This is a genomic window from Mediterraneibacter sp. 210702-DFI.3.120, from assembly GCF_020561005.1.
In the GTDB taxonomy this organism is placed as follows: Bacteria; Bacillota; Clostridia; order Lachnospirales; family Lachnospiraceae; genus Mediterraneibacter; species Mediterraneibacter faecis.
Map to the genome: position 1 here is coordinate 1 of NZ_JAJCNG010000008.1, position 14,399 is coordinate 14,399.

The 14,399-nt window shown below is 37.0% G+C and carries 10 protein-coding genes; 1 reads left to right on the forward strand and 9 read right to left on the reverse strand.

Annotated elements, in window-relative coordinates; all coding sequences use genetic code 11:
- Positions 1–264 precede the first annotated feature (264 nt).
- From LI162_RS05715 to LI162_RS05765, 9 genes are all read right to left on the reverse strand, one after another.
- On the reverse strand, positions 265–1,452 hold the full coding sequence (locus tag LI162_RS05715; RefSeq protein WP_117865373.1) for a site-specific integrase: 1,188 nt from the start codon (positions 1,450–1,452) through the stop codon (positions 265–267).
- A gap of 78 nt (positions 1,453–1,530) precedes the next feature.
- On the reverse strand, positions 1,531–1,731 hold the full coding sequence (locus LI162_RS05720; RefSeq protein WP_055065933.1) for an excisionase: 201 nt from the start codon (positions 1,729–1,731) through the stop codon (positions 1,531–1,533).
- A 1,266-nt stretch (positions 1,732–2,997) separates the two neighbouring features.
- On the reverse strand, positions 2,998–3,522 hold the full coding sequence (locus tag LI162_RS05725; RefSeq protein ID WP_055065934.1) for a DUF5104 domain-containing protein: 525 nt from the start codon (positions 3,520–3,522) through the stop codon (positions 2,998–3,000).
- A 107-nt stretch (positions 3,523–3,629) separates the two neighbouring features.
- Complete coding sequence (locus tag LI162_RS15565; RefSeq protein WP_117459757.1) at positions 3,630–4,853, reverse strand: XRE family transcriptional regulator; 1,224 nt, start codon at positions 4,851–4,853, stop codon at positions 3,630–3,632.
- 93 nt (positions 4,854–4,946) lie between these two features.
- Positions 4,947–5,915: a hypothetical protein gene (locus LI162_RS05745; protein ID WP_227155967.1), complete on the reverse strand. Its 969-nt coding sequence runs from the start codon at positions 5,913–5,915 to the stop codon at positions 4,947–4,949.
- Positions 5,916–6,557: 642 nt separating this feature from the next.
- Positions 6,558–7,313 (reverse strand): hypothetical protein, encoded by a 756-nt coding sequence (locus tag LI162_RS05750; protein ID WP_040015611.1) that lies wholly within the window; start codon positions 7,311–7,313, stop codon positions 6,558–6,560.
- 477 nt (positions 7,314–7,790) lie between these two features.
- Positions 7,791–9,236, reverse strand: coding sequence for a TrkH family potassium uptake protein (locus LI162_RS05755; RefSeq protein WP_227155968.1), 1,446 nt, complete (start codon positions 9,234–9,236; stop codon positions 7,791–7,793).
- Between the two features lie 10 nt (positions 9,237–9,246).
- Positions 9,247–10,605: a Trk system potassium transporter TrkA gene (gene trkA / locus LI162_RS05760; protein WP_055170883.1), complete on the reverse strand. Its 1,359-nt coding sequence runs from the start codon at positions 10,603–10,605 to the stop codon at positions 9,247–9,249.
- A 281-nt stretch (positions 10,606–10,886) separates the two neighbouring features.
- Positions 10,887–12,962, reverse strand: a complete 2,076-nt coding sequence (locus LI162_RS05765; RefSeq protein ID WP_055163106.1) for an elongation factor G — start codon at positions 12,960–12,962, stop codon at positions 10,887–10,889.
- Between the two features lie 339 nt (positions 12,963–13,301).
- On the opposite strand from LI162_RS05765, the gene LI162_RS05770 reads away from it, so the two are divergent.
- Complete coding sequence (locus LI162_RS05770; protein WP_055163107.1) at positions 13,302–14,399, forward strand: prephenate dehydrogenase; 1,098 nt, start codon at positions 13,302–13,304, stop codon at positions 14,397–14,399.

Genomic DNA, 14,399 nt, shown 5'->3' on the forward strand with positions numbered 1-14,399 from the left:
GCCAAATAAAATTTCAAAAACAGTCTTAAAAATGCAAGCATTTTACACCTGTTTTTTGAAATTTTGCTTAGCTCTGAACAGTTACCATTTTATCATATAAACATAAAATAAATTTCTAATTATCTTTTCATAAGTTCTTATAACACCGATATATCCCTATTTTACAGGCTTTATCGGTGTTTTCTTTTTGGCAGATACTTCTTATAACCACTCATAAATCTGCATATCTTGTCTTTTTATCGTAGTAAATTTCGTAGTAAATTACTAGGCTATCAGACTTCGCATTTCCATGTTTGCTCCTGTCTGTGAAGCATGGGCGTACAGGTTCAGCGTTATCATTATGCTGGAATGTCCCATAATGTATTGCAGGTTCTTTGGGTTCATGTTTTTCTGTGCTAATCGTGTACAAAACGTATGTCTTAATATATGCGGGGTTATCTTCGGTAAGGGTTCATCATGGTACTTATTGTATTTCTTTACTATATTTCTCAATGTAGAAGTATAGTAACAAGCTGTCATAGGCATACCTTTCTGATTAAGAAACAGGAAATTGCGGTAACCGTCAATTACAATCCCTTTTCCAGTTTTTTTGCGTTTCAACACTCTTTGAAATGCTTTTCCTGCTTCTTCGCTCATAGGAACTTTTCGTATGCCACACTTTGTTTTTGGCGTTTCTATATAATATCCCTCTTGATTGCGTAATAACTGGTGGTTGATATTGAGTGTATGATTTTCAAAATCTAAGTCCTGTACAGTAAGTCCACACAATTCAGATATTCGTAAGCCTGTTTTTAACAGTATCAGCACATCATCATAATATTTCTGATACACCGTATCATACTGGAGAAAGGACAGCAGTTTTTCTTCCTGTTCCTCACTCAATGCCTGTCTGCTTTCGCTGTCATCATCAATAACCTCGCTTAACTGAAAATCAAAAGGGTTCTTCCTTACATAATCGTCCTCGATTGCCATATAGAAAGAAGCCTTTAAGGAACGCTTATAGTTACTAATGGTTTTGAAGCCGTAGCCCTTTTCTTTCATTCTGACCGCCCATTCTTTTGCGTCTGACGGTTTAATGCTGTCTATGCTTCGTGAACCCAGCTTGTCCTGTTTCAATGCGTCCATGAGATATTTTCGCCCTGCTAGTGTATTCTTCTTGACATTGATTCTCTGTGCCGTCTTTTTGGCATATAGTTCACACAATGTCATTTTCTTTCCTTTGGTGTCTATTCCGTCCTCTAAATCACGCTGTATCTCCCGTTCCTTTTCCCTAAGAGATAAATCATCACGCTTTCCTTTCGGTACTCTGTCCGTAGCCACCAGTTTCCATGAATACACAACCTTTGTTTCGCCTGCACGATTAACATATTTATACATATATCTGCCGTCTGCCCTTTGGCTCTCTCCAGTCCTTAAAATGCGACCTTTGTTATCCCGTCTTTTTTCTGACATCTTTCAAAACTCCTTTCAAAACTGAAAGAGCCTTGTTACGACATATAAGTATCATATCATGCACAAAGCTCTTTTGCATTAGATTTCTTCCAATTTATCAATCATATGTTCAAATTTCTTTTTCTTAATCAGCATACGGTTTCCGTTCATCACAACACACTCGTCTTTATATTCACTTGCAATACGGCGGAGTTTGTTCTCTCCGATACGGAAATAACTGGACGCTTCCTCAATCGTCATAAGGTAGCGTTCCCATAATGGTGTATTTAAATCATACATAAAACTGCACCTCCTTTCTTTTTTGATTTTTAAACAGTCTGACGGCTTTTATCATAGCCCACAGGAGTTCCACCTCTGCATAGTTCTTATGTAGCCGTACCCATTGCGTGCGACGCTCTGAACGCTCAAGCTGTGGCTGTACGGGAGTATCATTATCAGACAGGACAGGTCATGGCGATAAAAGAGGATAAATCTTTTACATGGACGCTGACAGTTTCCGCTCGCTTTAAAGGGAAAAGGTCATGGCGTATCAGCTCCAACGGCTCGCTGTCTGTCTAATGTATCAGACTGCTTTATTCAGTTGTCAAAGAACACGAAAGAAGAAAATCATCTCTCCTATATACCGCGTTGGAAAAGAGAGGAAATGTAACCAAAATTCAAACATTTTTTCTTTTTTCACTACTATCTGTATAGCAAACGTCCATTTGTTAAGCTGGTGATGAAAAAAGATTATTTTTCTTTTCACACCCTAACTACCCAAACCATACTGTTACTGCCAACAATAGAATGAAATATTTTCTTCACTCCATATCAGGACAGAATAGCGTTATTTGTATCACATTTCTTAAACTTTTTTCTTTCTACGCCATATAGGGAACGGAAACCTTAAATTGTTAAGTTGAGGATAAAATAATTTTCTCTTTCCGCATCAACACTCAACAGCTAATGCCTGTTTGAATACAAATCAAGAAATAAAGTGTGATTTCCTCTTTCTGCATAATACTGTCCGCTTAACTCGATTTTCCGACATTTTTTTCAAAACTTTTTTCGTCTTTCACTTCATATAGGGACAGCAAGCCAAAATTTAATGACCTATTTTCAAAAAAAGTTTAGATTTCCTCAACTTCACTCCATATAAGGAATAGAAACCTTGTTTTGTTGCAGATTTTTCAAAATAATTTCAATTTCTTTTTAATCTTCGTGTCTGTACACCGAGTAAAAATTTTATGACCCCATTTCAAAAATAGTTAGATTTCCTTTTCTCGCACCATATCTGTACGCAAGTAGCTGTTTTGTTGCAGATTTCTGTAAAAAATTTGTTTTTCTTCTTTTAATAAACATAGGGAATGAAAAAAGCTCTTTGTTGACTAAATCTGAAAATTTCCATTGCATTAAAAAATACCGTTATTCTTTCTTTTAAATAACGGTATCTCTATTTATAACTCATTAAAACAGATTAAACTAAATGGCTAAAAAACAAAAAGTAGGAGGAAGTATGTGTCACAACTTTGTTTTGGTTTATCTTTCAAACATATCATTCTATGTTTATTCCCGCACGACAAATATTCCGTTTTCTGATGTATCCCACATAAAGTTTTCCCTGTTTACAGTTTGTTCAGTCGCAATTTCAATTTTGGATAGTCCTATATCTGAGGGAACATCATCAGCTTTATAGACCATATAAAAATTCAAATAATATTCATTTTTAGAAGTTGATATATGATACATTCCGTCTAATTCAATTCGTTTATTTCCATTATTATTTTCACTAGATGATGCACAATCACCAGAATATTCTTGTATATCTCCATCAATAAATTCGAAGAAAGAAGAAATTTGTTTATTTATATCCTCTATGTCTTTTTTACTGTTTTGTGAAAACAATTTTTCAAATTCTTTTACATTGCCTTCATTGTATAAATCTATAATTTGTTTCATCATATTATCTGATATTTCTTGTTCCGATTTAAACCAATTAGACATATACTCATTTCTATTTGAGCCAACATTCGTACACCCACAGAAACTTAACATCAATATCATACAAAAAATAAATATTATTTGTTTCATATTATTTATACCTCATTTAATACTTAAATATTTTATATCTATATAACCTGTATTTACATTGTAGCATTTAGCTTTAAACTTGTCTTTAACTTTCTCCATAAAATAAATTATTGCTTTTCTAAAACATCGTCATTCTCTTGTGGAATAGCGGTATCTATTCGTTCTTCTATGGTTGATTTTTCTAATTGTAATAAGTGTTTATGCTTGTCTTTAAGTTCTGCCTGTTCAATCATATCTTTTAGTATCGTTGTATGATTTTCTCTGTCTAATGCCTGTACCATTTTTATGGTTGGTGCAACCTGTCTTTGTAACCAATGCAACGCTTTTTGTAAAGTATAAGGTTCTGGCTTTGTAGTTAAGCGTATCGGTTCTCTGTTTTCCCCTACAAACCATGCCCAATCATCATTTGTTTTCCATTGATTTTTTGGCTTGTCGTCCTCTCTGTCAACAAAGCGGACATAATGATTGATGATAGAAAAAGCAGTGCGTTCAGCGTCCCGATAAGTCAGTAAATCTACAACCGCATAATAGGCTCGTTCATTCTTCATGCGTATTTCAAAGCGGTTCTTAATCTCCGTATCTTCAACTTCTATGCTATTCTTGACATACTGCTCATAATTTTTCTGATAAGCACACATATATAATTCACTGCTTGTTGAACCGAGATATAAGGTTTCTCCTGTATTCTTTGGTAAATCGCTACCACATTTTTCCGTACCGCTGTAATCTTTCTGCATACGAAAGTAGGAGATACATTCGCCAGCCTTGTATTTTTCCTTTAACTTTGGAATATCCAATATTCCTGCTTTATCATTGATTGCCAAGTCAAGCCGTTTCATCTTACCACCTGCCGTTAAACAATCAAGCATGAAGTCATACCATGAGCGTTCCTGTGCCAATAGATAACTTTCCATTTGACGACAGCCTCTGCCTTTCAGTTCCAATAAAACACCTAAATGCTCTTGCATGGAACACATGACATTGATGTCGCCTAAAACATATTTGCTTTCATATCCGTATTTTCCATAATCTTCATAAAGCATATAATCGGGTTTTAGTTGTAATACATCACGGATAATCGCCAATGCGTCCGTAGTAGGAAAGCGAACACGGAAGTAATCAATCAACAGGAATAGTGGTTCTTGTGGATTGAAACGCTCAATCTGTTTTTCTATGACTCCTTTTAATTCGTCATTCAATGGCTGTTTCCCTTTTTCAATGCGGTTGTAATATTCACGGCTGATACCACAAGCAACAGCAAGCCTTGTTTGTGTTACTCCGTATTCCTCACGCTTTTGTCTTAATTCTTCAATAAAGTTTTTATCATTCATTCTTTAATTCCTCCAATCAAAAAAGGCAACTACCATTTACTGATAATTGCCTATCATTAAAAATCCGTATAGAAAAAGCAGTCAATCCTAAGACTAACTGCTCTGATTGCTATGAAGTGCTTGTATTTTCTTTACCACTTCTTGCCTATAATTTTCAATATCCAAAACTCTTTTTTTACCTGCTGTTAAATACATAATCGGTAAATCAATTTTTTCAAAATCATTCAACAATAATAACGGTTCTTCAAAAATGCAAAACGGTTGTCCTATTTGACAACTAGTGCTTTCTTGATAAATTCTAAAATCCTCAAATAAAAATTCATTTTGAGGAAGTGTAATATTTTTAACTTCTTCTCTATACAAGTATCTTGCAAAGTTATACAATCCAAATGCAAAAAAGGAAATTTTTCTTGTAAATGGATTTTCTCCATAATCTTTTGATTTTCTATGTGCTTTACAGAGATTAGCCAATTCCAATGAGAATTTTTCCCAATTTTTTTCTATTAGTGCAAGGAAACCGTTTATCACAGCTTTTTCTTCTGCTGTATGTTTATTTTGAAGAAATTCTTTACTTTCATCAATCACATATTGTTTCCACATAGGTTCTTGATAATACAGATACATCACTAAATTTGTGATACTGCATGCAGACTTTAACCCATTCTTACTACGTCCGTTTTCTTTTGGAAATATTTTTTCAATGTCACGAAAGCGGTTTGCACAGAATATATGTGGTAAAATATTCCAAGCGTGAATGGAATGGTCGCAACCGCTGTTTGTTATTGTGAGTTGTCCCCATGTTACTGCCGAATTGAACGCATTATTTAAATAGCTCATATCCTTTTCTTGTAATGCTAAGTAACTTCCTAAATAAACAATCTTTTTTCCGAAATTTTCATGCAATAATTTCAGCCATATAATAATCTGTTCTTCTGGCTTTTTACTTTGACAGTATTTCGTATACTTCTTTAATCGCTCATCAATATATGCGTTCATGTTGGCATATCCAAATATTTTATCCACATTTTGTAAATATAGTTTGATAAGTTCCTTTTTTTCCATAGAGTACCTCGTTTCACTTATAAAATTTTGCTATTTGCTACATAAATGCTTTCAATCCCATTAGAATAAGTATAATAGCAATATATACACCCCACTTATCCCAATTATAAGTGTCATAATAAAATTGAAAACAATACAAACTTTCTTCTGATTTAAAGAAAAATGTTCAAATTTTTCAAGGTTGTATTGACGAATATAACTTTTAGTAATTATGGAATAAATTGAATAACCAATAGCAATGATACTTGAAATAATAGCAATAATATCAGTCATTTTACAATCCATATCTTCCCTCCTAAAAAGTTTGCATATCATTACCACAAAAATTAAAATATTATAATGTTTAAATTTATTGTTTTTCTTTTGTGAAATAGATACTTTTTATATCACATCTTATAAAATGCGGTTTTGCCTTGTAAATACAGCGTTTTCCGCCTGTTAGTGTATAGTGTCTTTTGTTTTTTGTGCCCCCCTTGTTAGATAACGGGGGCTTAATCTTCGCTCGCCACAGGCTCGCTCACAGACGAAGTAAACCAGCCACTTGCAAGACATGGCAGAAAAATCTGAAAGATTTTCCTGCCACCGTGTCTGGATCACTCCGTCTGCCTAACTAATAATATAGTATTATGTAAAAATGTCATTTTATTTAGGTACATCTACCGAATAGCTTAAACAGTCACCTCTTTTGTTACTTTGTAAGTCATTGTAATACCATAGATACATGACTCTGTCATATACATTGATTTCAATTACACCGTCCGGTTTTTGTCCTTCTACTTCCAATGAATAGATTTCTTTATCATGTGCATAGCCGTAAACAAAACGCTTGCTTGGATAATCGGGGTTTAAGTCTTGTTGGAAATCACTTAATTTCAAAGAAGAGTGAATAAGCTCTGTAATATCATCTAACAAAATTCTATCTCGTTTCGTTGTAACCGGTGTAGCATTTATAAATGCGTATTGTGTATGCCCATTCTGTATCTGCTTTTTACAACGAGCCATTACTAAGCCTTGAATATCATCGTTATCATTTCCAGCCCGATAGAAAATCGTATCATATTTTTTGCCTTGCCATATATGCAAGGTTTCATCAACATGATTAAGAAAATCAGCAGGAACCGAAAGTTCCTCATTTTCAGCATTCAAAGTGGAAAGTTGAATAGCTTCTTCAATCGTGTCATAATATACAAGCTTGGCATTATTTTTATCATAATCATTTATCGTAAATTCCACGTATTCATTATCTTTATTTTCTTCTTCCGGAACATAAGTATAACGACCATTTTCAATATGGTCATCATATTCAACATCAACAAATAACCCAATCCCTATCAGAGCTACAAAAATCAAAGAAATCGCTCCAATTATGATTAACATTATTTTCAAAAATTTTTTCATGGCATACACTTCCTTAATCACTTCAAGTTTATCTATTATTATTTATCATATTATATCATTAGAAAATTGAGTAGTCATCACTTTTCTAGTATCTGTCAGAATATTTTTTATTCCATAAATTATCAAGAGTGTAAACATTGCTACGCAACAAGCTCTTGACAATTCATGTCCTAAAAAATGATTAATAATCAAGCAGAAAAAGAATAGTTATACTGTATTACAGCAACAAAAAAGACATCTCATATTCTGTATGAAATGCCAATTTTGCCTTTATTTATGCTGTTTTCTCTGTCGTATCAAGGTTCTTTCATTCGTAGTAAATTAGTGGTAAAATTCTTTTATTTTTTGTTTCATATTGCTTAAAATCCCTGTGTTTATGCGGATAATTCGATTTTTACTCTTTTTACTTGTAAAAATAAAATGTGCGAAAAAATCTGTTTCATTCAAATTTTCCGCACATAATTAACAAAAAATCGTCTAGAATCTTCTTCTCCAAAGTTCCGGAGAAAGAAGAAGCAGGTATGGGAAGATCTCTAATCTTCCAATCAGCATATCAAAGCAGAATACCAGCTTGGATACTGCTGAGAATGGGTGGAAATTCATCACAGGTCCTACCTTTGAAATTCCAGGTCCTACATTGCTCATCGTAGTAAGTACTCCACTAAATGTTGTCGCAAAATCAAAATTATCAATAGAGACAAGTAAAATTGATACAATCATAATTATAATGTAACACGTCAGATAGAGATTTACATTCTTCAATGTATCCTGTCCGATTTTTTTGCCATTGACTTTGATGATCGTAACGGCGTTCGGATGTAACATCTTACGAACTTCTCTGCGGATTGATTTCACGATGATCAATAAACGGCTTACTTTAATACCTCCTCCGGTGGATCCTGCACAGGCTCCCACAAACATAAGTGCCAATAATATTGATTTCGAGAGTTCCGGCCACTGGTCATAATCTGCGGTTGCAAATCCGGTTGTCGTAATGATCGAACCGACCTGGAAAGATGCATAGCGGAATGCATGTGCAACCGTTCCATAAATCTTGAGGATATTTCCTGTGATTATAGCGATTGACACACCTACTATTCCAAGATATGCCCACAGCTCTTCATTTTTCAGAATGGATTTCCAGTCTTTGAGCAATATGAAAAAGTACAAGTTAAAGTTAATTCCAAACAAAATCATAAATACTGTGATCACACCATCAATATATGCACTGTCGTAGAAGCTGATGCTTGCAGCTCTATTAGAAAATCCTCCCGTTCCGGCAGTACTGAATGCATGTAAAAGTGCATCATACAGGTTCATTCCGCCAAAAAGCAGAAAAACCACTTCTGCTGCTGTCAGAACAAAATACATTCCATATAAAAGTCTTGCGGTATGTCTTGCCTTTGGGACAAGCTTATCCGCCTCCGGTCCCGGTACTTCCGCACGCATGAGCGGCATTGCATTCTCATCATCCAGAGATGTGATCATCATAACAAATACAAGTACCCCCATGCCACCGATCCAGTGTGTAAAGCTTCGCCAGAAGGAAATTCCCATTGGCAGAGCCTCGATATCTGCCAGGATTGTAGATCCGGTTGTAGTGAAACCGGAAATCGTCTCAAAAAGTGCATCAACATAATGTGGAATACTGCCCGAAATTACAAACGGAAGCGCTCCGAATGCGGACCATAAAATCCATGCAAGCCCAACAATAACAAAACCTTCTTTTCCGTAAATCTGCTTTGAAGCCGGAAGTTTCCTTCCGAACACCATATAAATTACAAGCAGGATTGCTGCTACAATCAGAAAAGAAATTACGCTTTTTTCATGATATATCAGGGAAACCAACGCTGGGATCAGCAGAAGTAATCCTTCGACTCCCATCATTTTTCCCAAAATATATACTATCATCTTCTTATTCATCGCGCTGCACCTACATTAAAATATCTTTAATATCTTCAATCTGTTTTTCCATCGTGATAATGATCACATTATCTCCTACCTGAATACAATCATCTCCGCTCGGAAGAATGATCTGACGTTTTCTTGCAATACATGCAATCAGATTATTCGGTTTCAATGAGAGATTCTTCAATGGAATTCCTGTATAATTTGTCTCAGCCTTAACAATAAATTCCAGTGCTTCAACTTTGTCATCAACCAATTGATACATTGTCTCAACATTCGCACTTCCCTGAGAGTTTTTACGCGCTCTGACATAACTCATGATTGCGTCTGCTGTAGCTGTTTTAACAGAAACAATACTATCAATTCCAAAGTCTTCTACCATACGTGCGCGTCTGTCTTCATTGACTTTCGTAACAATTTTGTCCACATTCTGACTCTTTGCAAAAAGAGAAAGTATAATGTTCTCTTCATCCATCCCTGTCAGGGCAACAAATGCATCCGCTTCATCAATCCCTTCTTCTACAAGAAGATCGTGATCTGTTGCATCTCCATTAATGATCGTTGCTTTTGGAAGTAATTCGCAGAGTTCTTCACATCTCTGGCGATTCTGTTCTATGATCTTTATCTGCATACCAAGTGTGCTAAGCTGAAGTGCAAGATAGTAACCAACTCTTCCGGCTCCACAAATAATGACTTTTTTGATTTTGTCCTTACGCTTTCCATTTGCTTTAAAAAATGCCTCTAAATCTTTATGAGATGCCGCAATATGCAGACGGTCTCCTGCACGCATCCTGTATTCTCCATCTGGAATGCAAACTTCATCTCCATGTTCCACTGCACAAACAAGCAGACGGATCTGGAACCGGTTATACATTTCCGCAAGGCTTAACCCTGCCAGGCTGCTTCCCTCCGCAACCGGTAATTCAATCAATTCTACACGTCCCTTCACAAAAGTCTCCACCTGACTCGCATCCGGGAAGAGCAGAAGTCTGCTAATCTCATCTGCCACAATAAGTTCCGGGTTTACAGCCATGCTAAGATGCAGATCTTCTTTCAGAAGTCCAATCTGACGATAATAAATCGGATTACGCACACGGGCAATCGTATGTCTTGCACCTAATTTTCTGGCGATCAGACAGCTTAACATATTGCATTCATCTGCTGATGTACAAGCAATCACCAGGTCGGCATGCGCTACATCTGCCTGTTTAAGTACTTCTGCGTCTGCGCCATCTCCCGTCACGCAGGCAATATCCAGACGATCCATAGCAAATCTCAACTTATTTTCATTACTGTCAATCATTATAATGTCATATTTCTCGGCGGAAAGTTGCTTGGCAAGCTTGTAACCAACCTTTCCGTCACCGATAATAATAATCCTCATTTTCTTATCCCTCATATTATTATAATAATCTTATAACTGCTCTACACAGTCACTTTATGTCACTGTTCACAGGATTTCATAAACAACAACATACCTGTCTAATGCAGACAGGCAGATGAATTATAGCATCTTTGTTTTGAAAGTACAACCATATTCTCAAACTTGTGATTTTTTTGTGAAATACAATGTTACTGTTTTTTCTAAAACAAGCAATAAGAGCGTGCTACCCACTCCTTTTTATCAGCCGGATAACACACTCTTTGTATTGCCTGAATCTTTAATTATGCTTCTTCTGCTCTTGCAGCAATTTCTTTCTCCTGTACATCAGATGGAGCCTGCTCATATCTTGCAAATGTATATTCGTAAGATCCTCTTCCACCTGTCATGGAGCGAAGTGTTGTGCAATAACCAAACAGTCCTGTCATTGGAATATCTGCTTCAATAGCCTGCTTTCCTCCGGCTACCGGTGTCATGCCAAGCACACGTCCTCTGCGTTTGTTCAGGTCTCCCATGATATCTCCTGTGTAATCATCCGGAACTGTAACTTTCAGGGATGCGATTGGTTCAAGAAGTACCGGAGATGCCTCCAGGAATCCTTTCTTGAATGCCTGGATCGTAGCTGTCTTAAATGCCATCTCTGAAGAGTCTACCGGATGATAGGATCCGTCGTATAAAGTAGCTTTCACACCAACTACCGGATATCCGGCAAGAGGTCCTTTCACTACAGATTCCTGCAGACCTTTCTCTACTGCCGGGAAATAGTTCTTCGGAACTGCTCCTCCAACAACACATTCTTCGAATACAAATGGAGTTTCGAGATCTCCTGATGGTTCGAATTTCATCTTAACATGTCCGTACTGTCCATGTCCGCCGCTCTGTTTCTTATACTTGGAATCAACGTCAGAATTCTTACGGATTGTCTCACGGAATGCAACTTTTGGTGTCTCCAGTGTGATCTCTACTTTATATCTTGCCGCCAGTTTACTTGCTACGATCTCAAGGTGCTGCTCACCCATTCCATAAAGAAGAGACTGTCTGTTCTCACTGTCATTCACAGCTTTCAATGTAACATCTTCTGCTGTCATTCTTGCAAGAGCCTGTGATACCTTATCTTCATCGCCTTTATTCTTTACGCGATACTTCATATATGTATATGGTACAGAATAATCTGTCTTTGCATAAGATACCGGTGTTCCCTTTACAGAAAGAGTATCTCCTGTTCTTGTATTTGTCAGTTTACCGATTGCTCCGATATCACCTGCGAAAAGCTCTGTCACTTCGCTTGGCTTACTTCCGCACATGGTATAAAGTTTACCTGGTTTCTCTTCTGCGTCTGTGTCTGCATTATAAAGTACATCATCTCCTTTAAGTACTCCGGAGCATACCTTTACGAAAGAGTATTTTCCAATAAATGGATCCACCATTGTCTTAAATACATACGCTGATTTTGCTTTTGCGAAATCATAATTTGCTTCAAAAATCTCGTTTGTTCTGCGGTTAATTCCTGCACAGGTTCTCTTATCCGGACTCGGGAAGAAACGAACAATATCTGAAAGCAGGTTGGCTACTCCCTGTGCCTGGATATTGGATCCCATCGCAACCGGTACGATATCCCCATCCATTACTTCTGTTCTCATGGCTGCACGGATCTCTTCTATAGAGAATTCCTCACCATTAAAATAGCGCTCCATAAACTCTTCACTTGTCTCTGCTACAGCTTCCATAAGAGAATCTCTCAAAATCTCAAGGTTCGGCATACAGTAATCCGGAATCTCGCACTCTTCTCTCTGTCCAATGCCTGTATATCTTCTTCCGGCATTCTTAATAATATTAATATATCCTACAAGTTTCTCATTCTCACGGATTGGCTGGAAATGTGGTGCGATTTTCTTTCCATATCTCTCTGTCAGATCTGCTACTACCTGACGGAAACTTGCATCATCCACATCCATCTCTGTCACATAGATCATTCTCGGCAGATTATATTTGTCACAAAGCTCCCATGCTTTTTCCGTTCCAACCTGTACTCCTGCCTTACCAGATACTACGATAACCGCTGCATCTGCTGCACTGACTGCCTCTTCTACTTCTCCGACAAAATCAAAATATCCCGGTGTGTCAAGAATATTGATCTTCGCTTTCTCCCACTCGATCGGTACCAGACTTGTGCTGATTGAAAATCCACGTTTCTGCTCCTCTTTATCAAAATCGCTCACCGTATTGGATTCGGAAATCTTTCCCATACGATTCGTTGCACCTGATACGTAGAGCATCGCCTCTGCAAGACTTGTCTTTCCGCTTCCACCATGACCAAGTAATACCACATTTCTGATTTCGTCTGTTCTGTAAACCTTCATACTGCTGCCTCCTTGTTATGTAGCTATTATGCACATCGTTTTTTTGTCGTCGATATACATACCATGGGTATATTGTACTAAATATTCTGATTAATTACAACTATTTTTTACATTTTATACAATTTTAACTTTCTATCATAAAGCTATTCTTTGAAAACACTCCGCTTATATATAGAAGCAATATTGTTGCTGTTCACACAATGTGCGACCAGTAACGCAATATTACCAATTTACTTTTACAGAGCAAAGTGTTAAAATACGAATATATGTTTCTTACTGATTTAAGATTTCTGAACAGTAAGATATGTTTTGCACAACAACAGAAAGGATTTTACAACTATGAATGCTAAAAAAATTGGATTTATCGGACTTGGACTTATCGGCGGCTCTATTGCGAAGGCAATCCGCCAGTATTATCCGGATTACGACATCATCGCATTCGATAAAAATAAAGAATCCCTTGCACTGGCAATCCAGGAAGGCACTATTCATACTTCCTGTTCATCCATTGATGACAATTTCAGGGGATGTAACTATATTTTCCTCTGTGCACCGGTCACTTACAATGCTGCCTATCTTTCCCAGCTGAAAGATCTCCTGGATGAAAACTGTATTCTCACAGATGTCGGAAGCGTGAAGACTTCCATCCACGAAGAGGTGATTCGTCTGGGAATGGAAGCGAATTTCATTGGCGGACATCCGATGGCTGGTTCTGAGAAGAGCGGATTTATGAATTCCAAAGCTCATTTGATTGAAAATGCATACTATATTCTGACTCCTTCTGCTAAAGTAGCGGAAGAAAAAGTGGATGCTTACAAAGACTTTGTTTCATCTTTAAAAGCTCTTCCTGTTATTCTGGATTACCACGAGCACGATCATATTACCGGAACGATCAGCCACCTGCCGCATATTATTGCATCCACACTTGTGAATTTTGTACATGATACGGATTCGAAGGAAGGGATGATGAAAGCGTTGGCCGCAGGGGGATTTAAAGATATTACGAGAATTGCTTCTTCCTCCCCGGTCATGTGGCAGCAGATCTGTCTGAAAAACAGTGAGAACATCTCCCAGATCTTAGGTGAATATATTGAAGCTCTTTCACATGCAAAGGATCTTGTGGATGAAGGAAATGAACCTGCCCTGTACGCTCTGTTTGAGAATTCCAAAGATTACAGGAACTCCATGCCGAACGGATCTGCAGGACCGATCAAAAAGCAGTTTGCACTTTATTGTGATATCATCGATGAAACAGGTGGAATTGCTACGATTGCCACAATTCTTGCAAGTAATAACATCAGTATCAAGAACATCGGAATCATCCACAACCGTGAATTTGAGGAAGGAGTTCTTCGTATTGAATTTTATGATGAAGATTCTGCAAACAGAGCTTCTGTACTTTTGCAGAAATACCGCTATGTCATCTATGAAGTCTGA